Below are 21,690 nucleotides of genomic sequence, written 5' to 3'. Positions count from 1 at the left end.
GGAAACGCTCTCGCTCAGGAGTATTTGGTCTAGCTATCTATAGCCGTTATTAGTCCGTGATGTGTTTGTCATGGAAACGTGAAAATCGTCCCCCACCTGCGGCGGGCCCCCGCCTCTCCGGCCTCCGGGGCGTGTGTCAAAAGAGGCCGAACGGGTGACCGCTTTCGGGGGAGCGTGGAACTATCTGTCAATCAGCTTCGCTCGGTGTAGGTTCATAAGACCAGGTTAAGACGTTGTTGACGTAGTTTCCGAGGGGGTGGGACTGACATAATGACTGATTCTTCAAGAATTGCTGGGCTCTGCCTGGCTGGTTCCGGCTGTCCGCGGGGCCTGCTACGCGACTGTCAATGGAGGGGCCTGCGCGGCCCCCGGCCGGCGAAAGCCGATGTGGGGGCGGCACTGAGGGCTTGCGGATCGGGTCGCACGCACTGAAAAGGTCTAACAGGTGCCCAAAAGTGCACGTGTCACGTCGTGGGTGAAACTCAGTAGTGCGCAATCGATTGTGAAGTTGTCGCCCCGGCCATTATCGAGTGCCGCAATAGGATTCCACTGAGGGAAACTAGGGGAATTGCTCATACTGGCGATAGAAAGACAAAGCCGCCGACCCCGTCACGGGGCCGGCGGCTTGGGTGTCGCTCGTCCTAGAAGGATGCGAAGTTCTGGGTGGCGTACACCTCGCCAGCGGGGTTGGTGGCCCACCCGACGCCCAGATGGGTGAAGTTCGGGTTCTCCAGGTTCCGGCGGTGGCTCGGAGAGTTGACCCACGCCTGCACCATGTCGCGGGCGGCGACTTCGCGGCTGTAGAAGCCGACGTTCTCCGCTGCCGCACGCCAGGAGTCCGGGTAGCGGGACAGGTAGCTCGGGTTGTGTTTCATGTCGCCGTGCCGGGCCATGGACTCGGACCAGGACTGGGCGACGTCGTCAAGCGTCTCGTGCGCGGCCAGCGGCGTGAGCCCGCGCGAGAGGCGGAAACGGTTCGTCTCGGTGAGGAGCTGCTCCTGGATATCGGACTGACTGGATGCCGGGCCAGCGAGAGGGGAGGAGGATCCGAACAGCGGGAAGGCGGTGGCCGGGGTGGCGTGGACGGCCGTGGCGGGCGCGACCAGGGCGAGTGCGAGGGCGACGGTGGCGGTACGGCGGAAACGCAAGATAAGAACTCCTTGATATGGGATGCGTCGACAGTAACAGAACGGTAACGAGGCGCAACCCCTGGTCCGCGGGCCCTCCGAAAGCGGGTTGTTCGCTGAAGGCGTACATGCCCCTGACCTGCGACGACCCTCTCGTTCTGGCACTCGAAACTCCGGAGTGCAAATAGATTTGCCTCCCCGCGCGTTACAGTAGGTGACAAGTTAGGGAACAAAGTAAGGGGTAGAGACATGTTCGAACGGTTCACTGACCGTGCGCGCCGCGTCATCGTGCTGGCGCAGGAAGAAGCGCGGCTGCTCAACCACAATTACATCGGCACCGAGCACATCCTGCTCGGCCTCATCCATGAGGGTGAGGGTGTGGCGGCGAAGGCCCTGGAATCCATGGGCATCTCGCTGGACGCTGTGCGCCAGGAGGTCGAGGAGATCATCGGCCACGGCACCCAGCCGCACACCGGCCACATTCCTTTTACCCCGCGGGCCAAGAAGGTTCTTGAGCTGTCCCTGCGGGAGGGCCTCCAGATGGGCCACAAGTACATCGGCACCGAGTTCCTGCTGCTCGGCCTCATCCGTGAGGGCGAGGGTGTGGCGGCCCAGGTGCTGGTGAAGCTCGGCGCTGACCTGCCGCGTGTGCGCCAGCAGGTCATTCAGCTGCTCTCCGGCTACGAGGGTGGCCAGGGCGGCTCGCCCGAGACAACCCCGGAGCAGGCCGCCGGTGGGCCCGTCGGCGCCGGTTCCGGTGCCGGTCGCGGCGGCCCGCAGGGCCAGGGTGGCCCCGGTGACCGTTCCAACTCGCTGGTCCTCGACCAGTTCGGCCGCAACCTCACTCAGGCAGCCCGGGACGGCAAACTCGACCCGGTCGTCGGCCGTGAGAAGGAGATCGAGCGCATCATGCAGGTGCTCTCGCGTCGTACCAAGAACAACCCGGTGCTCATCGGTGAGCCCGGCGTGGGTAAGACCGCCGTCGTCGAGGGCCTGGCACTCGACATCGTCAACGGCAAGGTGCCGGAGACCCTCAAGGACAAGCAGGTCTACTCCCTCGACCTGGGTTCGCTGGTCGCTGGTTCCCGTTACCGCGGTGACTTCGAGGAGCGCCTGAAGAAAGTCCTCAAGGAGATCAACCAGCGCGGCGACATCATCCTGTTCATCGACGAGATCCACACCCTGGTAGGCGCCGGTGCTGCTGAGGGTGCCATCGACGCTGCCTCACTGCTCAAGCCGAAGCTGGCCCGCGGTGAGCTGCAGACCATCGGTGCCACAACCCTCGACGAGTACCGCAAGCACATCGAGAAGGACGCCGCACTCGAGCGTCGTTTCCAGCCGGTCCAGGTGCCGGAGCCGTCCGTCGAGCTGACTATCGAGATCCTCAAGGGTCTGCGCGACCGCTACGAGGCCCACCACCGCGTGTCCATCACCGACGGTGCCCTGGCCGCCGCCGCGAACCTCTCCGACCGCTACATCAACGACCGTTTCCTGCCGGACAAGGCCGTCGACCTCATCGACGAGGCCGGCGCCCGCATGCGCATCAAGCGCATGACCGCTCCGGAGGGGCTGCGCGAGATCGACGAGCGTATCGCCGATGTCCGCCGCGAGAAGGAGGCCGCGATCGACGCACAGGACTTCGAGAAGGCGGCGGGTCTGCGCGACAAGGAGCGCAAGCTCGGTGAGGAGCGCTCGGAGAAGGAGAAGCAGTGGCGTTCAGGTGATCTCGAGGAGATCGCCGAGGTGGGCGAGGAGCAGATCGCCGAGGTGCTCGGTTCCTGGACCGGCATCCCGGTGTTCAAGCTCACGGAGGAGGAGTCTTCCCGACTTCTGCGCATGGAGGATGAGCTGCACAAGCGCATCATCGGCCAGGACGAGGCCGTCAAGGCCGTCTCCCGCGCCATCCGCCGTACCCGCGCGGGCCTGAAGGATCCGAAGCGTCCCTCCGGTTCCTTCATCTTCGCCGGCCCCTCCGGTGTGGGTAAGACCGAGCTGTCGAAGGCTCTGGCCGAGTTCCTCTTCGGTGAGGACGACGCCCTCATCCAGATCGACATGGGTGAGTTCCACGACCGCTTCACCGCCTCCCGCCTCTTCGGCGCGCCCCCCGGCTACGTCGGTTATGAGGAGGGTGGCCAGCTCACCGAGAAGGTGCGCCGTAAGCCGTTCTCCGTCGTGCTTTTCGACGAGATCGAGAAGGCCCACAAGGAGATCTACAACACCCTCCTGCAGGTGCTGGAGGATGGTCGTCTCACCGATGGCCAAGGCCGTATCGTCGACTTCAAGAACACGGTGCTCATCTTCACCTCAAACCTGGGCACGCAGGACATCTCGAAGGCCGTCGGCATGGGCTTTAGCGGTTCCGCGGAGACGGATTCCGATGCCCAGTACGAGCGCATGAAGAACAAGGTCAACGACGAGCTGAAGAAGCACTTCCGGCCGGAGTTCCTCAACCGTATCGACGAGATCGTCGTCTTCCACCAGCTCACCCGCGAGCAGATCGTCCAGATGGTGGAGCTGCTCATCGGCCGCGTCGAGAAGGCTCTGGCCGCCAAGGACATGGGCATCGAGATCACCGACAAGGCCAAGGCACTCCTGGCCCAGCGTGGTTTCGACCCGGTCCTCGGCGCCCGCCCGCTGCGCCGCACCATCCAGCGCGAGGTCGAGGACGCCATGAGTGAGAAGATCCTCTTCGGCGAGCTCGGTGCCGGCGAGATCGTCACCGTCGACGTCGACGGCTGGGACGGGGAGTCGAAGGACACCGACGGTGCCTCCTTCACCTTCACCCCGCGTCCAAAGCCGCTGCCGGAGGGCACCTTCTCGGAGATCTCCCCGGAGGCCGCGGAGGCGGTGCGTGACGTCGAGGTCGAGGCCGACTCGATCACCCCGGACGTCCCCGACGTCCCGGAGATCACCGATGACCTGTCCACCGGACCGGATGAGGGTCCGGCCGGTGCCGGCAGTGCGCAGCCCGCACCTCAGGTCTAGGCGTACCCGCCGATAGAGGGCGCTCCACCGCACGTTCCGGTGGAGCGTTTTTGTCGTTGAGCCACCGCAAAGATCACGCCCGGCCCTTCGCCATCCTGACCCCTCAGGTCGTAGCCCAGTACCAGGTGAACACACCCTGGGCGATGAGGATGACGGGGATGACGGCCAGGGAGACCACCGCGTCGATCACGCCGATCACCTTTGCCCTCCGTGCCTGTCCCAGCTCGTCCGACTCTCGGCCCTGTACGCCGAGGAGCACAATGATGAGGATGAGCATCACTCCGGCGCCGAGCAACCACCCGGCCCAGTGGTCGGCTGTGGGAACCAGCCACTCGAGGAACGCACCGGCGCACAGTGCCAGACCGCCGCATCCGGTGAGCAGCAGCGGCGTGATGATACGGGCGTCCGCGAAGCCGTGAGTACGAAGCAGCAGGACCACCGACAGCAGCGCCGGGATGAGTCCCTGCTGCCAGTGGGGGCCAAGCGACAGGACGAGGATGATCGCGGCGGACATCACGACGGCAGCCCACACCAGTCCACGATTGAGTGCCTCGGTGCGCAGCGTCCGGCGGCGGATATCCTCGCGCCGAACGGCATCGCCGGCGTCGTGACGGCGCAGCAGGGAGGGCAGACCGGTGGAGGACAGCGCCGCCGTCGGGGCCACGAGCAGGATCAGCACCGGAACCCAGGCCGACCAGGCTGCGAGGGCGAGTGGGTTGGCGCCGAGCGTCACAGCAACCCCGGCCCCGCCAGCCACGAGAGCTGTGAGCCCCAGTGCCACCATGCCGGCGACGCCGCCACCGGGTCGTCCGCGGCCCGCAGCCGCCGGCACCAGCACTGCGGACAGGGACACCGCGGCCACCCACCAGGCCCACATCTGAGTGGCGGGCAGAGCTCCGAGCAGTGGTAGAACGAGGACGGCCACTGCCAGCGGGAGTCCGAGACCGACCCACCGCAGCCACGTCTGCGGTCGCCAGAAGGAGAGCCCGGTGCTGATCACTCCGACCAGGGCGAGCATGCCGGTGGTGATGAGCCGAGTGTTGGTCCACTCCGCGGCGCCGGTCAGCGTGTGCAGGGCAGCAGCTCCTCCCAGCAGGGCCAGCAGAATCACACCCGCGGTGAGCAGGCCGGCGGAGCGGGCTCCGCGCGACCAGGTCCACTGCACATCGGCGACGGTGTCGCGCATCTCGGTCATGATGTCGTCGACGAAGGGGGAGTGGGCTGCGTCGATACGCGGGGTGAGGTAGAGGCGCTGCCCGTCGGAGACGCCGTGTTCCGCGAGGGTGGTGGTGGGTTCGATGGTGCCGGTCAGCGGAGAGGACAGCGCCCAGGCGTGGGCCTGTGCCACGGTGTCGCCGGGGGAGGAGGAACCCTCCCGCCGGTCGAGGAGGGCGATGGTGTCGTCGAGAAAGTCGATGACGGGGCGGTGCGCGGGCAGGCTGACATCGAGCTGCCGCTCATCGCGCACCACGCTGAGTCGGATGAACATCGGAGCCATGCCGGTCATATTCTCATGCTCTCCTGGCAAACGGGGGATAGGCTGGCTCTCCATGAGTACCCGGATCATCCATCGCCCGGCCCGCGCCCACCGCAGCGTGGCGCCCGAGGATGCCGTCGATCTGGCGGCGGTCCCCACCATTCGTGCTGGTGGTGGGGGTGCGAACGCACTCATGATGCTCATGCCCATCGTCGGCGGGGCGGGCATGGTCCTCATGATGATGTCCTCCGGGAATCCCATCCGTATGGCGGTGGGGGCGGCCATGTTCGTCCTCATGATCCTCGCCGCCGTGGGTATGTTCATCCGCAGCCGTACCGGTAGCCGTAAACGTGCGGAGGAGGAGCGGACCCGCTTCCTGGAGCATCTCGGGGAGAAGGAGCGGGAGGTCCGGGACCGGGCGGCCGGGCAGCAGCGTGAGTCGGCACTGCGTAATCCGGAACCTGCGGCGCTCACGGATGTGGTGCGTGACCCCTACCGTCTGTGGGAGCGGCGGCGCGGGGATGAGGATTTCCTGGTTCTCCGCCTAGGGGTGGGCACCGGCGAGCTGGCGTGTGGAGTGGATGTGCGTCCCGGTGGGGATCCGATGCAGGTTGTCGAGCCGATCGCGCAGGCGCATCTCGACCGGATGCTGCGCCGTACCCGCACCATCGATGCCCTGCCCATCGCGGTGCCGACGCGGGGTGTCGTCTCGCTCGTCGGACCGCCCGCGGTGACGGCGGAGGCCGTGCGGGCGCTGCTGCTGCAGGCGGCGGTGTTCCACGCCCCGGAGGATCTCCGGATGCACCTCGCCCTGCCCCTGGCCGACCGGGAGTCCGCAGAGTGGGCCCTGTGGTTGCCGCACTTGCTCGATGAGGAGCATTTCGACGGGCCCATCGGCCGTCGGCGCGTCTCCCACGACGAGGAGTCCGCCGCGTTGCTGCTGGAGACGATCGCGGAGCGTGCCGCGGAGGTCAAGGAGAAGTCCCGCTATGCGTCGAAGCCTCTCGACGAGGCGCAGCTGCTCGTCGTCGTGGACATGGACTCCTCCCACGGCTCCTGGCTGGCTGCCCGCCTGGGGGAGCTGTCGAGCGTCGATCTGGCGCGGATCACGGTGCTGGCGACCTCGTCCGTTCAGCATCTGGAGCCCTCTCATGTCGACGTGCGCGTGCTTATCGACGCCGCGCGTGACTTCCGTGTCCAGCTCCTCGACCGCGGTGAGATCCGGGAACCGAAGGAGGGTGCGGAGGGTTATGTCGAGCGCCTGCTCTACGGTGGCTCGACCGGGCGTGTCGACGCCGTCCCGGTCTCCCTTGCCGAGGCCGTCTCCCGGGTGCTTTCCCCGCTGCGCCTCGTGGAGGACGCCACTCCGGAGGCACCGCTGGAGCAGACCATCGGGCTCGATGCGATGCTCGGTATCGGGGACTTCGCCACCTACGACATCCGGAAAGCGTGGGCTCCCAGTCCGCGGGAGAATTTCCTCTCCGTCCCTTTCGCCATCGACGCCGCCGGGCAGCCGGTGACACTGGACATCAAGGAGTCCGCGCAGGGCGGCATGGGCCCGCACGGCCTGTGCGTCGGTGCCACCGGTTCGGGTAAATCGGAGGTGCTGCGTACCCTCGTGCTCTCTCAGGTGGTGTGTCACCCGCCGGAGTTGCTCTCCCTCGTCCTCGTCGACTTCAAGGGCGGAGCCACCTTCGCCGGCCTGGAGTCCTTGCCGCACACTGCGGCCATCGTGGACAACCTCGAGGATGGTGCCGGGCTGGTGGACCGCCTCCATGACTCCATCCTCGGTGAGATCCAGCGTCGCCAGCGCGTTCTGCAGGAGGCGGGCAACCTCGCCAACGTCGGCCAGTATCAGCAGCTGCGCGCGGAGGGAAAGGTGAGTGACCCCCTGCCGGTCCTGTTCGTCGTCATCGACGAGTTCGGTGAACTGCTGGCCGCGAAGCCGGAGTTCATCGACCTGTTCGTGCAGATCGGTCGCATCGGCCGTTCCATCGGTATCCACCTGCTGTTGGCCTCCCAGCGTCTGGAGGAGGGACGTCTCCGCGGACTCGAGTCCTACCTCTCCTACCGCATCGGCCTGCGTACCTTCTCGGCCCAGGAATCCCGCCAGGCCATCGGCACCACCGCCGCTCACGAGCTGCCCCCCTTCCCCGGCTCCGGCTACCTCAAGGTCGATCCGGACATCTTCCAGCGATTCAAGGCCGCCTACGTCTCGGGGCCCTACCAGTCCACCGCCAGCCGCACCGACCGCGAGCTCCCGGCGGTTCCGATGCCCCTGGAACTGGCCAACACCACCGAGGCCTGGCTGTCCCGTCGGCAGGAGGCCCACCGCACCGAGCGTGCACTGAAGCAACCGCAGGCCCGTTCTGCACGCATCACCCTCGACCTCGTCGTCTCCCGTCTCACCCCGGCGGCTGACCGCACCCGGCAGATCTGGCTTCCCCCGCTGCCGGAGGCGGCGGGGCTGGAGGCGGCGCTGGGCCGCCTGGAACTGACCTCCGACCGGGGGCTGGTGGGGCGTCGAGAAGCACTGCTGCACGTTCCCCTGGGGGTCAAGGATCACCCTCTCGACCAGTGGCAGGGGCCGATGATCCTCGACCTCTCGGGGGCCGGAGGCAACGTCGCCGTCCTCGGTGCTCCGCAGTCCGGAAAGACCACCACCCTGCGGTCGTTGATCACCGCGCTGGCGCTGACGCACACCCCGGACGAGGTCCACGTCTACGTCGTCGACATGGGCGGCAGCGCACTCAGCTACCTGGCCGAACTCCCGCACGTCGGCGACGTGGCCACGCGCTTCGAGGAGGACAAGCTCCGCCGCCTCGTCGCGGAGATCCGGGGCTTCCTCAGCGAACGCGAACGACTCTTCGCGGCCCACGGTATCTCCTCGGTGGAGCAGATGCGCCGCCTGCACGCCGAGGGCCGATTGCCGGAGCTGCCCTCCGCGGACGTTGTCCTCGTCGTCGATGGCTGGGCCACCTTGCGTCGCGACGCCGAGGATCTCGCCGACACCGTCATGGAACTGGCCGAGCGGGGGCTCGGCTACGGCATCCACGTCGTGGTCGCGTCGGGACGGTGGGCGGACTTCAAGCTGCAGGTGCAGGCCGTCATCGGCACACGCGTGGAACTGGTGCTCAACGACCCGGTCGACTCCTCCGTGGGCCGGGCCCCCGCCGCTGCTCTGCAGGGGCAGCCGACCGGCCGGGCGTTGACCCCCGACTCGCTCTACAGCCAGATCTCGCTGCCCACCCTTGACCAGCCGGATGTGGTTCGGGAGAACACCCCCAGCGCGCTGGTGGCGGCCATCTCCGGAGCCTGGCCGGGAGCGTCCGCGCCGGCGGTGCGCATGCTGCCGGAGATGGTCACCTACGCCGACTTGCTGCAGGGCCGGCGGGGCACGCCCCCGGGGGTTGTCGGCATCGCCGAGTCGACCCTCACCCCCGTCCGCTTCGATCTCGACGGCGCCCAACGCCACCTGGTCATCGTCGGTGACGCCCGCTCCGGCAAGACCTCGACGCTGCGCACCCTCATCAGCGAGATCATCCGGGAGAGGAAGCCCGGTGAGGTGATGTTCGGTGTCTTCGACATGCGCCGCGGGCTCCTCGGCTTCGTCCCCGAGCCCTTCCTCGGGGATTACGCCGGGACCCGCCAGTCGGCGGAGATCCTCACCAAGGGCATCGTCAAGGAACTGGAACGACGCCTGCCGCCGGCGGACGTCACCGTCGAGCAGCTGCGCACGCGCTCCTGGTGGAGCGGGCCCGACATCTACCTCATCATCGACGACCTCGACATGATCGAGGGCAGTGCCAATCCGCTGCGCCCCTTCGTACCCTTCCTCACCCAGGCCGCCGATCTGGGTCTGCACGTCATCCTCACCCGTCGCTCCACCGGAATGTCCCGCGCCAGCTATGACCCGGTGATGCAGGGCGTGCGCGAGGCGGGGGCCCAGGGCCTGCTCCTCTCGGGTGACCGACAGGAGGGGGCCATCTGGCCCAAGGTCTACCTGCGCGAACTGCCGCCGGGGCGGGCCCAGTGGGTCGACCGTTCCGGCCAGGTGCACATGGTGCAGCTGGCGTACCATCCGGGCCACGAGGGGTGAGAAGTGTTTCCTGAGGAAACTTGGGAAATTATGACTGCTTCCTGCCTGCACCATATGGATAGTGGAGATTGCGCAGGTCACACCTGTGAAATCGCGTTCTCGTGCTGAAAAACTCCCTCAGGTGAGTGATGCTGTGGAGGTTCATGCCACCCACACCGAAGGAGTCCTGCGTGCCTGCCGAGGTCGATGTCCCGCTGTTGGAGTTCCATCCCGCAGCTCCCCGCCCGGATCTGTTGTGGCGGGTGCAGTTGCCCACCTCGTGGCTCCTGCTGGACACTCACCCCGACACGTGGCAGGTGCGGGCCGAGCGCCTGTCCGAGGACTACCTGCCCGGACACCGCTTCCGTGCCGCCGAGAAGCGACTCATCCGGGAGCAGCTCTCCCACACGGTTCGGGCGGCTCAGGACGGTGGTGTGCTGCTCACGCTCGTGCTGCCCGGTCTGCTCGAGGACGGCACCGTCTCCGCCGCCACCCTGCTGCTGCGGTGGGAGGATGCGGCGCCCCGACGGGCCAGCCTGGCGCCGGCGCAGCGCGCGTTCGCCCACCAGGACCCGCAGCTCCAGCGAACCCCCGAGGGGCACTCCTGGCTGGCCGTGTCCCAGGAGGCACTCTCCGGACCGCTGACGCAACGCCGCCCGGTGTACACCCACCAGGGGTTTCTGCCGCTGCCGGACTCGTCGTGGACTCTCATCGTCTCCGGTTCCGCACCCACCGCCGAGCTGGCGGACAGCGTCCGTGACGTCGTCGCCCGGCTGATCAACAGTGTGCGCATCGTCCCGGAGGGGCAGGGGGAGCGGATCCTGGCGGACGTTGCGGAGACCTCCGACGGACTCGAGGTGGCCGCGCATGCAGACGGTCTGGTGTCAGTGCGGTCCTGATCCGGCCCCACATCAACAGCGAGAAGGTGAGAGAGAACATGAGTCTCAGTGATCACGTACAGGTCCCCGTCGAGCACCTGCAGGCGTTGGCCTCGCAGCTCGGCGCCATGAGCACGGAGCTGGACGCCGTGGAGCAAGGTGTCGCGCCGGTGAGCGGAGTGGATGACATCCACGGGTCGCGCATGCAGGCCGCGGTCGCCGAATTCTTCCATGAGTGGGAGGCCTCCCGGCGGACGCTCATCGACAACGTCGGTGTGCTCGGCGAGGTGTCCGGGGCGATCGGGCAGATGGTCGGGGACTTCGACACGGAGGGGGCGAGCGGCTTCCAGGACTTCGCCTCCGCGCTGCGTGAGGGAGGGCAGGGCTGATGGCTGCCGGAGTGTATGCCTTCACGGATTCCCTTGCGGATGACTCGAACGCCAGCGCTGCGGACACCGCCACCTCCATCGGGGAGATCATCGAGGCGATGGACGGCCAGATGGAGAATCTCCGGCCGGAATGGGTGGCCGTCGAGGCCGACGCCTACTACGAGCTCAACCTGCAGATCCGTCAGGGCCTGGCCGGGATGTCCTCCATCCTCGGTGACATGAAGAAGGCCCTGGAAGCGTTCCAGGACGGAAACACGCAGGTGCGCACCGCGATCATGGAGGTGCTCGAATCCACCTCCTGACGCAACCGGGAACCCTCCTGGAGGTCGGAATCTCCAGCAGGTGACCCCCGCATCCCGGGCGCGCGCCTTCCCACGACATGTTGACACCCCGAGCAACCGGGGGCGTCGAGAAGCAACCACAACGAACAGCAAAGGAACAGATCACCATGGCTTCCGAACATCTTTCAGTCGAACACTCAGCAGTCTCCTCCCACGTCTCCTCCCTGCAGGCCAACCATCAGTCCCTGCAGGCGCAGTCCGACAGGTTCATGTCCGCGATCGAGCCGCTCAAGGCCTCGTGGAAGGGATCCTCGGTCGCTGCGTGGGACAACATGACCCAGGCCTGGAAGGAGAACATGGACAAGGTCAACCAGGCTCTCGAGCAGCTCACCGGGCGTGTCGATGAAGCGGGCAAGGCCTACCAGGCCGGCGAGGAGGAGCAGACCTCAGCGCTCCAGCAGAAGTTCGCCGGCATGCAGTTCAACGACGGCGCCATCGTCTAGCCCCACCCGAATCACGAGAGAAGAGGAACACCCATGTCTGTGTACGCGTACAACAATGCCGATGCCGATGCCTCCTCGCAGGACCTGCAGAACGTCATGAGCCAGATCGAGTCGACCCTGTCGGAGATGGATTCCGACATCCGTAAGCTCGCCTCCGCCTGGGAGGGTTCCGAGCAGGAGGAGTACCAGGGCATCCACGGACGCTGGTCGTCCGCCGCCACCAATATCAAGGAGATCCTCGGGCAGGTGCGTGCCGCCCTCGATGAGAACTCCGCCTCGGTGTCTGAGACCCGCGGCCGCGCCTCCGCGGCCATCCAGGGCTAGAGACCGCTTCTCGACGCCCCTATTCCCCACTTCACCGCCTGAAAGGTTCCTGTTCGTCATGCCTGTTATGCCGTTGTTGCCGTTTGTTCATTACAAGGCGTCGGAGTTTCATGTGGGTGGCAATCCGGGTGAGGTGGGCCTGGCGTCGGCACGCTGGGTGGCGTTCGGTGAGCAGGCGTTGGGCGCGGCGGCGTCGATGCGGGGGATCACCGACGGTGGGTTCATTGGTACGGAGGGAGACCGGTACCGGGAGTTGGTGCATGCGCAGTTCCCGCAGCATCTGGACGTCACAGGACAGGCGCACACGGGGGTGGGTGAGGCGATCGGCCGGTATCAGGTCGCGCTGGTTGAGGCACTGGGGTTGATGAACTCCCTGGTGATACGTGCTGCGGTCGATCATGCCCAGGTGCAGGCAGCGGTGGCGGCGTATAACGCGGCGGAGCTCAATGCGGCGCGTGCGGCGGTGACAGCGCAGGTGGCGACAGCCTCGGCTGTGGCGACGTCGCTGGTTCCGGGAGTGAACGCGGCGACGGCCGCAACGGCAGCGGCAGCGCAGGCGGACGCGGCGGCAGCCCAGTCCGCATTCGTCGCAGCCCAGGGACGGCATGCCGCGGCGGTGGCGGTGTGGGAGTCGGACATCGTCTCGGCCCAGGGGATCAAGGCCGATCTGGGGGTCGCGGTGACCGCGCAGGTGTCAGTGGTCCAGGCGCAGGCACGCAAGGCATTCCAGGAGAATCCCTCCGGTCTGGCGGCGCTGTGGGAGGACATCAAGGACTGGGTGAGTGAGCATGCCGAGTTGTTGAAGGTGCTCTCAGATGCGCTGCAGATCATCGGGTCGATCATGTTGTTCATCCCGGGTCTGCAGGTGCTCGGCGCGGTGTTCATCGGTATCGGCGTGGGGCTCAAGGGCCTGCTGGCTGCCGCCGGCGAGGTGTCGTGGGGGGAGTTCCTCTTTGACCTGGCCACGTGCGGTGCGGTGGGTGGTCTCGCGAAACTAGCGAAGCTGGGAAAACTCGGCCCGATGGCCGCCCGGCTCGCGCAGTCCGGGTCGAAGATGTCGACGCAGGCCCTGAGCACGGTGAAGTCACTGGCGAAGTCCTCGGCGCTGCGCACCGCCAATGGTCTGCAGAAGGCCTTTGGCGAGGCCGGGGAGAATGTTGCGAAAAAGGCGTACTCAGCAGTGACCCGGGGGCGGGAGATTTGTTTCGCCGCGGAGCCGGTGGACATGGCGACGGGAAACCTGGTGGATTTCCAGACCGACGTGAGCATTGATGGTGTGCTGCCATTGGTGGTGGAGCGTAACTCGAATTCGGCGCACCAGTTGGGCCGTGCTTTGGGTCCGCGGTGGGTGTCGCGGATGGATGTGCGTATCGAGGTCTGTGCTGACGAGGTGCTCATGGTGGGTGCGGACGGGGCATTGGTGACGTTCCCGCCGGCTCCTGCTGACGGCTCGGAGGTACGTGCCGATGGACGCGCGTGGTGGTTGTCCTACGGGGACGGCGCGTACCGGGTCCGTGATATCGCTGAGGGAGTGACGTGGGTGTTCGCGGTTGCAGGCTCGGTTGCTGAGCACCGCGCGGAGGGCGCGGTGGTGGATGCACCACCATCGTTCGGGGCTTCGTCGGCGGGGGCCGGTGTGCGGGACGGGTCGGTGGCGCAGCGTGTGGGCGCGGGTGTGGAGATCGGTGTGTCTGCGCTGCTGCATCACACGGGCGCATCGATTGAGTTTGAGTATGAGCCGCAGTCCGGCCACATGGTCGCCATGCGCCGCTCGGATGGCACCTGCCTGGAGATGGTGTGGGATCAGCGGGTGGGCCGGGTGGCCAGTGTGTGGGTGTCGAATGAATCCACCCATCCCGGTGAGGAGGCGTTGCGCCTGGTGTCCTATGAGTATGACGGGTACGGGCAGCTGCGGCGGGTGATCAACTCCCAGGCCGGGGTGCTGCGCTACCACTATGACGAGCAGTCTCGCCCGTGCGGGTGGACGGATCGAAACGGGGTGTCCTACTACTACCGGTTCGATGAGCAGGGTCGGGTGATCTCCCAGGTGGGAACCGGTGGGATGTTCGCCAACGCCCTGGTGTGGCTGGAGGATGACGGCGCGGACGCCCCGGTGGGCGGTCAGGTGTGTGTGCTCATCGAGACGGCCGTGGAGTTTCCTGCCGATCCGCTGGAGATCGGTGACGGGCTGGTCTCTGAGTGGTTGGACCGGTTGGAGGCCCTGCCCCTGGTGCAGGCGCTGCGCGACCAAGGCCTCAGCGGGGCGGGTCTGACGGGGCGGGGGCGTGATGGTGAGCGCTCGAGTGCGCATCACCAGGTGCCGGCCGGATGGTTGGCGGACGAGGTACTCGGCGATGTGCGGGCCACGGTGTATCGCTCGACGGTGGCAGGCGATGTGTGGCGGATCATTTCTCCGGAAGGGGCGATGGTCGACCGTGCGTACAACCAGTTCCACCAGGTGGTGGAGGAAACTGCTGCCTCGGGGGGCGTGCACCGTGTGTATCGGGATGAGCGTGGGGTGGTCATCGGTGAGGACCTCGCGGACGGGACCTCTATTGCGGTGACCCCGGGTGCCTGGGGGCGAGCAGCCGAGGTGGTGGGCCGGGACGGTCTGGTCACGGAATATGAGGTCGATGAGGCGGGTCTGGTCACCGCTGTCACCGCTCCGGACGGGGCGCGGACGATCTACGGGTATGAGTGGCGCGTCTCTGGTGTGGTGGTCTCCTCGGTGACTGATCCTTCGGGGGTAACCATGCTGGTGGACTGCGATGGTGCCGGTCGGGTGGTGGCGCGTACGGATGGAGCGGGGCGTCGATGGTCGATGCAGCGTGATGTCCGGGGCCTGGTGGTCGAGTCGATGAACCCGGTGGGGGAGACCACCGTGGTGGCCTACTCCCCGGAGGGGTGGCCGGTAACGGTGACCCACCCGGACGGCACATCGCTGTCGGCCCGCTATGACGGAGAAGGCAACCAGATCGAGGCGATCAACGAAGAAGGTGCGGTCACGCGCACCCGGTTCACGGTGTTCGACACCCCTGCGGAAGTTGTTGACGCGACCGGGGCGGTGACCCGGGTGGTGTACAACTCGCAGCTGGAGCCGGTGACGTTGATCAACGCGGATGCGATGGTCTGGACCTACGAGTACAACCTGGATGGCCAGGTGGTGCGAGAAGTGGACTACAACGGCTATGAGACCCGCATCGACGTGGATCCGGATCAGCGGGCCATGTCGATCACGGATGGGGCGGGCACGGTGGTAACACGGCGCGACAAGGCCGGCCGGGTGACAACACGTACGGCAGGTGAAAATCTCACGCGGATGCACTATGACAATGCGGGGCGGGTGGTGTCGATCGTCACCCCGGAGACAAACGTGGAGATCCTCCGCGACCAGTGGGGTCGGGCCAAGGGCGAGACAGTCGCGCTGACCAGTGGGGAAACCACCTCGGTGGTCTATGACTATTCTCCCGCCGGGCAGTACTCCGGGACCCGACTGCGGCTTCCTGACGGGACCTGGTGGGAGGAGTCCTATGCCCGTGATGAGGCAGGCGAGCTGAGCACCGTCACTATGCGGGTCGGCGACAGGGAAGACACTTCTCAGATCGCCCGGGTGGAGACCGCAGCCGATGCGGTGGGTCGTCGCTCCCGGTGGACATCCGGATCCGTGGTCCGGGAATTTGGGTACGACACGCGTAATCGCGTGACCAGCGATCAGGTGACGACGCTCGATAGCCGTGTTGCTGGCGGGGTGCGTGCCCTGGCCGGGCGAGAGTATCGCTGGCGGGGTGATAACGCGCTGGTCGCAGTCATCGATCAGCTCGCCGGTCAGAGCATCTTTGACGTTGATGCGGTGGGCAGGGCCATCGGTGTCGACCACGGTGACGGGGCCGGTGGTGAACGCTACGGGTTCACCCCGGCAGGGCGGCTCGATCATGTGTCCCCGGGGCTCAGGCGCTTCGGTGAGGAGGAAGTCTCTGGTGCCGGCACCCTGGCCCGAGGTGACGTCGAGGCGGAGGGGACCCGGCCGGTAAAGGTCGGGTTGACCCGCTATGAGTATGACGCTGCGGGGCGGGTGGTGCGTACCGTGCGTAAGCGATTGTCGAAGCCGCCGGTGGTGCACCAGTTCTTCTACCGGGACTCCGGCCAACCGATCGGATTCACTTCCTCCGAGGAACCAGGAGTGGGCTGGCGGTATGTCTATGACGGTCTGGGTCGACGCGTGGCGAAGGAGCAGGTCGAGGCAGCTTCAGGGATGGTTCTCTCGCGGGTGGTGTTTGTTCACGATCGTGACGTGCTGGTTGCCCAGCAGGAGACCGTAAGCATGGACCCACAGCGCCAGAGCCAGGCGATGGTGTGGGTACGAGACCCGGGTACCGGGGAGCTGACGGGGCAGGTACACCTGCACCACCAACCAGGCGTGCCGGGTGCGCCTGACAAGCCGGTGTCGAACTGGTCGCAGGCTGAGGTGGACGCGCAGTTCTTTGCGTTGGTCACGGACCTGGCGGGTGCACCCCGAGAGATCCTCGACACCGGCACCGGTGAGGTGGTGGGTCGTGTCACCCAGTCGCTGTACGGGCAACGCTCCTGGACAGGCCTATTCGAATCACCGCTGTTGTTTACCGGGCAGTACGAGGATGCTGAGTCGGGGTGGGTGTACAACCGCTACCGGTCCTATTACCCAGAAGCCGGCGTCTACGGCGCACAAGACCCCCTTGGGGTCCGTCCGAACGTCAGCAGCGCACAGGGGTATGTGATCCACCCCGGATCCTGGGTCGATGTACTCGGATTGAACGCACATCAGCGAGCCCTTGACAAACAAACCCTCAAAAATGTCATAGACGCGGATAGTGTTGTTGATGGCCATCCAAGACTTGGGCACAAATTGAATCCGCACGTTCTCGAGCTCTCACGAAGTGCGCACCCTGAAACCGCCACTACCTTTATTCGAGCTATGAACGATGGGCAGCCTGATCTTCTGCAGCGCATTGGATCGGATCTCGGAAGTGCAAATCGGCGCGATGCTATTAGGGGATGGAACGGACCGCTTAGTCCCGATGAGTTCCCTTATGCTTCTACAGCTCAAGGTGGAACTGGTTCTACTGTCCTAGGAGTCTCGCAAAATGCGCAGAATAGCCAAGGAGGCATGTTGGGCAGCTTTATAAGGAACAACAAAGTGGGCATCGGAGATTGGTTTCATGTTAGGCTCGTTGAGTGACGTCAAAGGTATTTAACCTATCCGCTTGGTCTGCCTACGGAATTGTCCAAATTTTTGGCAAGCAAGACGATGCTCCGTGGGAGTGGGGCGACAATCTGCGATACACGACCACCCCGGGAAGCATCACAGTAGTAGTTGCAGAAGAATCAGATCAATTCCCGGTGGAAATACAAGTCGGAACTTGTTCCGGCCTTCGAGGAATGAAAATTCTCGAATGCGTGCTTGAAATAGACGAAAGAGGAGTCGAAATAGCACATGCTCGTTCTGCTGGAGAGCAGCTTGAAAGAGGCATTATTGGATGCATGATACCTGTACCCTGGAGCGGTAGCGTCTGTGTGCGAGTGTTCTCTTCGAGTGTAGATATGCAGAGCGAGCCTCCAAATCTTCCCACAGGCCTAATTGTCTGCATCGAAAGGATGGAAAACGTTGGACCGTAAGGCAAGCTTTGAGCCAATCGCGCTTGACTCATATCCTGAGGATGGATTAGTGACCATCTATGGAGAGAGGTTGGGGCCCAATAGAGCTGAGTGGGATAGGGACTTCCTTTATGCATTATCAGAGACGTCAATCTCAGTTCGTACGGTTATGGTCGATGGCAGAGATCTCGACTACTTTCCCTTAACACTTGTGGGGGATGCGCAAGATCTTCCAGTTGTCGTGGAGGGAGTCCTTCAAGTTGCAGATACTGGTATTAAAATTGGACCGTTGGCCAATACCTCCGGCAAGTTCGCGCGAGATGGAGATAGCCTCCTCATACCATTACCTTGGAGTGGTCCTACGAACGTGACAGTGTATGTGGAAAGCTCTGCGATTGACCCTGAAGGGACATTATTGCCCTCCGGATTGGTAATAGCCGTGTCTCGTTCGCCGAGAGTGGATGGGCGGGATATAGATCCAAGACGTAGTTGACTTCAAGGACGCCAGACAGTGGAAAGTTTCGTAGCTTGCCTATGAGTGAGTCGCTCAGTTCTTGAGATCCTTAAGTGCTGCGACTGTTATAGAGGTGACATGGAGTACAATTTCGGGAATTTCCGGGCGATGGTCCTGGAGGTCATGGATGGCTTGTTCGTGCGGGAGGGTCGCGCGATGGTGTGGTCCTACGAAGCAAATGGGGTGAGGCATGAGTTTCGTATTGCCAAGGAGTCGGCGCGGAAGTGTCTCAACATCTAACTGCGTTACAAGCCGCTTCGCTATGTCACCGAGATGAAGGATAATGGATTTTACATGCCATCATCCCCATCATCATTACTCAGTATCGACAGTGATGATTTGATGGTGGATTACACGGGGGGGGGTCGTGGTGTCTCATTTGATCATGCTCTGGATACCTTCTTGGACTCGAAGGGGTTGGAAGAGTGGTGGCGTGACATGGTGCCGGGGTGGGATGATCTGGATCTGCGGCGTAAGGATGTGACGACGGTGATGGCGGCACTGCGGGAGGTGCTTGATGACATCACGTCGTGGGATGACTTGGTCGACAAATATGAGCCAAAGTGTCCTCATTTCAAGGATGTTGAGTTTCTTGATTCCCGGTTCATCGGCTCCGATTTCGACACTGAATGGTTGATCTGAGGACGTTATGGCTATGAGAGAGGTGCGTGAGCCGGTGGTGCGGGTTGCGGGCCTTCGTCTCAGAGCATTTGTATGACCACAGCCGCGCCTATGGTGACCACCAGCGCCACGGACGCCACAACGGCAGAGAAGAAGAGGATGCCCGGACGTCGTGGTGGAAGCGATGGTTCGGTGGCGCCGAAGCGGATTGCTGAATCAGCCAAGGACATACGGAGTGCGTGGGCCTGCACGGTGGCGCGGTGGTCTTTGCGGGGCTGGGTTGTCTCGCTCATGTCGTCTCATTCAGGAGGGGAGGTCAGGGGCGGAGGAAGTCGGGGACATGGATGCGGATCGCGTCGTCCGGTGGAGGGGGTGGAGGAGGAGGCGGAGGTGCCTCCTGGCGGGTGACTGTCACCGTTGGTGCCGGCTGTGGTGCCGGCGCCGGCTGAGGGGCCGGTTCCGGAACGGGAACCGGTGCCGGCGCCGGGGGAGGAGGTAGAGGTGCCGGCGCCTGCGTGGTTTCCTCCGGCGGGGGCGGGAGGTAATAGGCGGGGAGATCGGGAAGCTGCCCCAGGGGAGGGATGTGGTGTTCCAGTGTCTCCTCTTTCGCCCACCCCGGGGCACCGCAACCGGCGAGTGGCAGCGACAGTGCAGTGAAGAGAAGAACGACGTGACGGCGGCTCATCGGGAGTACTCCTTGGCGCGTGCGTGGACCGCCGTGATGAACTCAGGGTCCGGGTCGATCTCCTTCAGCCCGGAATCCCATCCCTCAGGGGTTGTCGGGTCGCCGGCGGTGCACAGGATCCGGGCGGTGGTGAGGGCTGCGTCATCGACATTGTCGGGGTCAGCCGGACGCCCCGGTTCGGCGGAGATGCCGAACTGCTCCCATCGGCTCGGCATGATCTGCAGAGGGCCGACGGGGATGTCACGCTGGGAATCCCCGTCGACGGTGCCCGCATCGGTGTCCGGCACCTCCTGGGGGCGGTCCGGGTGGACGAGGTTGAGTCCCCGCAGAGCAACGGTCGTGGAGCCGTCTTCGGTGACCTCGCCGGCGTCGATGCGACCGTGGTCGCTGAGGACGGAACCGAGCGCAGCGAGGGTGGGCCATCCCACCTGACAACCCGAATCCTGGTGAATGCGCCAAGCAGCAAAGGCGTAGGCCCGCAACTGGCGCTCCGGGATGCCATAGGGCTCCGCACGGGAGCTGGACCACTGCTGCATCTGGTCGACGTCCTTGTGGAGCACGGGCGGTGACGGCTCGAGACGGGCGGAACAGGCGGACGTCGACAAGCACAGTGCTACGAGGGCGCCGGCACTCACGGAGCGGCGTGACGGTGCCATGAATCGAAATCCTCCGCGACGATCGCGGCCAGCTCCATGTAGGCCTGGTGGGTGCGACGATCAAGAAGATCCATGTCGATCGTCGCCCCTTCAGACAGGTGGCGGTCGAACGGAACGACATGGACCGCCCGGGTCCGGGAGCGGAAGTGGCTGATGAGCTGCTCCATGTCGATGCTCGCCTGCCCCGGATTCGCCGCCGATATGACCACCACCGCATTGGCCGCCAACTGCTCGTAACCGTGGAGATTGAGCCAGTCGAGCGTGGCTGCCGCGGACTGCGCGCCGTCCAGCGCCGGGGACGTCACCAACACCAGCGTGTTCGCCAGATCGAGCACGCCGGACATTGCCGAATGCATGAGGCCGGTGCCGCAGTCGGTGAGGATAACGTTGTAATGGTGCTGCAGGATGTCGATGGCGTGCCGGTAGTCGTCCTCGCTGAAGGCCTCGGATACCGCGGGGTCACGCTCCGAACCGATCACCTCCAGGCGCGAGGTCGCCTGCGTGGTGAATGAACGCACCACCGGGTAGCGGGACGTGTCCTCCGCCGCGAGGAGATCCCGGATCGTGGCGGGTCCCGGAGCAGCCACCCGCTGCGCCAGGGTCCCCAGGTCCGGGTTCGCGTCGATGGCGATGACCCGGTCGCCGCGCACAGTGGCGAAGATGCCGCCCAGCGCCACCGTGGTCGTCGTCTTCCCCACCCCGCCCTTGAGCGACATCACCGCGATGCGGTAATCGCCGCGCAGCGGCGCACAGATCTGCTCCTCGAGGGCGTCCTGCAGCAGCTGCTTCTCCGACTCACCCGGATTGATGTGCCCACCGGAGATGGTGTGCACCAACCGCCGCCACCCGCCCTTCGGGGCGCGACGCACCCGGTTGACCAGGGTGGACTGGTCCAGTGCGGGAGGGGGAGTCAGATCATAGGCGGCAGGTTCCGGCTGCTCGGAAGCCGGAGGCGGCGGGGTGGCAGAGCTGGTGAACATCCCCCGCGGCTGCTCGGTGACCGGGTCCTTCTTCTCCCGGCCCGCTGGCGGGACAGCGACGTCGTCGGCCTTGCTCGTCGCGCTCTTCTCGTTCGTCTCACTGTCCTGCTCACGGAGGCGCTCGATGAGCTCCTGTGCGCTCTCCCGGCGCTCCGGGATTTCCGGCGACTCTGGGGGCTCCGTTGCCAGAGGTGGCTCCGGGGTGTCCGGCGTCGCGGACGGAGCGGCGGACGGCTCGGCGGGGGGCACCGGCGCGGTGGCCTCGACCGATTTCCGCGACAGCCCGAACGGTTTGTTCACCAGCCCGCCGGGTTGCTATATGCACCGTCAGGCCAGTTTTATCACGACCTTCTTCCCCGAGGGCACCCAGATCGGGCGGGATGCGGATTTCTTCTATTTCCCCGCCTCGGATGAGGCCGGACTGGGTCAGCCGCTTTTGGGTGGCGGCACGTCATTCGCGCTGCTGACCGATAACCCGGTCGGCCCCGCCTTTATCGAGTTCCTGAAAACCCCCGTAGCGCATGAGATCTGGATGGCGCAACAGGGCTTCATGACCCCGCA

The 21,690-nt window shown here is 65.2% G+C and carries 17 protein-coding genes; 12 read left to right on the top strand and 5 right to left on the bottom strand.

The features are described 5' to 3' along the window. Positions 1-641 precede the first annotated feature (641 nt). On the bottom strand, positions 642-1,148 hold the full coding sequence (locus Q4G50_RS10610; RefSeq protein WP_303377636.1) for a CAP domain-containing protein: 507 nt from the start codon (positions 1,146-1,148) through the stop codon (positions 642-644). A gap of 228 nt (positions 1,149-1,376) precedes the next feature. Here Q4G50_RS10610 and Q4G50_RS10605 point away from each other — a divergent pair, with 228 nt between their 5' ends. Further along, the gene (locus Q4G50_RS10605; RefSeq protein WP_303377635.1) at positions 1,377-4,112 is read left to right on the top strand and encodes an ATP-dependent Clp protease ATP-binding subunit; all 2,736 of its coding nucleotides are present in this window, start codon (positions 1,377-1,379) and stop codon (positions 4,110-4,112) included. A gap of 103 nt (positions 4,113-4,215) precedes the next feature. Here Q4G50_RS10605 and eccD read toward each other — a convergent pair whose 3' ends face one another. Beyond that, positions 4,216-5,619, bottom strand: a complete 1,404-nt coding sequence (gene eccD / locus Q4G50_RS10600; RefSeq protein ID WP_303377634.1) for a type VII secretion integral membrane protein EccD — start codon at positions 5,617-5,619, stop codon at positions 4,216-4,218. Between the two features lie 43 nt (positions 5,620-5,662). Between eccD and eccCa the strand changes: the two genes are divergently transcribed. From eccCa to Q4G50_RS10550, 10 genes are all read left to right on the top strand, one after another. Further along, complete coding sequence (gene eccCa / locus Q4G50_RS10595; protein ID WP_303377633.1) at positions 5,663-9,688, top strand: type VII secretion protein EccCa; 4,026 nt, start codon at positions 5,663-5,665, stop codon at positions 9,686-9,688. Positions 9,689-9,858: 170 nt separating this feature from the next. Continuing rightward, positions 9,859-10,566, top strand: a complete 708-nt coding sequence (locus Q4G50_RS10590; RefSeq protein WP_303377632.1) for a hypothetical protein — start codon at positions 9,859-9,861, stop codon at positions 10,564-10,566. 38 nt (positions 10,567-10,604) lie between these two features. After that, a complete protein-coding gene (locus Q4G50_RS10585; RefSeq protein ID WP_303377631.1) occupies positions 10,605-10,934 on the top strand; it encodes a hypothetical protein in 330 nt (109 codons plus the stop codon). Beyond that, positions 10,934-11,236 carry a hypothetical protein gene (locus Q4G50_RS10580; RefSeq protein ID WP_303377630.1) on the top strand — a complete coding sequence of 101 codons (303 nt, stop codon included), beginning with the start codon at positions 10,934-10,936 and terminating at the stop codon, positions 11,234-11,236. Before Q4G50_RS10585 ends, Q4G50_RS10580 begins: the two co-directional genes overlap by 1 nt. Positions 11,237-11,382: 146 nt before the next feature. After that, on the top strand, positions 11,383-11,718 hold the full coding sequence (locus Q4G50_RS10575) for a WXG100 family type VII secretion target (RefSeq protein WP_303377629.1): 336 nt from the start codon (positions 11,383-11,385) through the stop codon (positions 11,716-11,718). Positions 11,719-11,751: 33 nt separating this feature from the next. Beyond that, entirely contained in the window at positions 11,752-12,042 is a 291-nt protein-coding gene (locus Q4G50_RS10570; protein ID WP_303377628.1) for a WXG100 family type VII secretion target, read from the top strand. A gap of 58 nt (positions 12,043-12,100) precedes the next feature. Then, entirely contained in the window at positions 12,101-17,257 is a 5,157-nt protein-coding gene (locus Q4G50_RS10565; RefSeq protein WP_303377627.1) for a DUF6531 domain-containing protein, read from the top strand. Next, positions 17,254-17,694 carry a hypothetical protein gene (locus tag Q4G50_RS10560; protein ID WP_303377626.1) on the top strand — a complete coding sequence of 147 codons (441 nt, stop codon included), beginning with the start codon at positions 17,254-17,256 and terminating at the stop codon, positions 17,692-17,694. The genes Q4G50_RS10565 and Q4G50_RS10560 overlap by 4 nt, the downstream gene beginning before the upstream one ends. Before the next feature lie 571 nt (positions 17,695-18,265). Beyond that, the gene (locus tag Q4G50_RS10555; protein ID WP_303377625.1) at positions 18,266-18,427 is read left to right on the top strand and encodes a hypothetical protein; all 162 of its coding nucleotides are present in this window, start codon (positions 18,266-18,268) and stop codon (positions 18,425-18,427) included. Between the two features lie 54 nt (positions 18,428-18,481). Further along, positions 18,482-18,829, top strand: a complete 348-nt coding sequence (locus Q4G50_RS10550) for a hypothetical protein (protein ID WP_303377624.1) — start codon at positions 18,482-18,484, stop codon at positions 18,827-18,829. 59 nt (positions 18,830-18,888) lie between these two features. Here the strand turns inward: Q4G50_RS10550 and Q4G50_RS10545 are convergent, their stop codons facing one another. The 3 genes from Q4G50_RS10545 to Q4G50_RS10535 form a co-directional block, all read right to left on the bottom strand. Then, on the bottom strand, positions 18,889-19,101 hold the full coding sequence (locus tag Q4G50_RS10545; protein ID WP_303377623.1) for a hypothetical protein: 213 nt from the start codon (positions 19,099-19,101) through the stop codon (positions 18,889-18,891). A gap of 388 nt (positions 19,102-19,489) precedes the next feature. Beyond that, positions 19,490-20,149 (bottom strand): hypothetical protein, encoded by a 660-nt coding sequence (locus Q4G50_RS10540; RefSeq protein WP_303377622.1) that lies wholly within the window; start codon positions 20,147-20,149, stop codon positions 19,490-19,492. Further along, complete coding sequence (locus Q4G50_RS10535; RefSeq protein ID WP_303377621.1) at positions 20,125-21,429, bottom strand: MinD/ParA family protein; 1,305 nt, start codon at positions 21,427-21,429, stop codon at positions 20,125-20,127. The genes Q4G50_RS10540 and Q4G50_RS10535 overlap by 25 nt, the downstream gene beginning before the upstream one ends. On the opposite strand from Q4G50_RS10535, the gene Q4G50_RS10530 reads away from it, so the two are divergent. Further along, positions 21,422-21,690 (top strand): hypothetical protein (locus tag Q4G50_RS10530; RefSeq protein ID WP_303377620.1); only part of this gene is annotated, 269 nt, incomplete at its 3' end. The two genes, Q4G50_RS10535 and Q4G50_RS10530, sit on opposite strands and share 8 nt — an antisense overlap.

Source organism: Corynebacterium sp., assembly GCF_030538285.1.
Classification (GTDB): Bacteria; Actinomycetota; Actinomycetes; order Mycobacteriales; family Mycobacteriaceae; genus Corynebacterium.
Note: the sequence above shows the minus strand (reverse complement) of the source record. Positions and strands in the feature narration are given on the sequence as shown.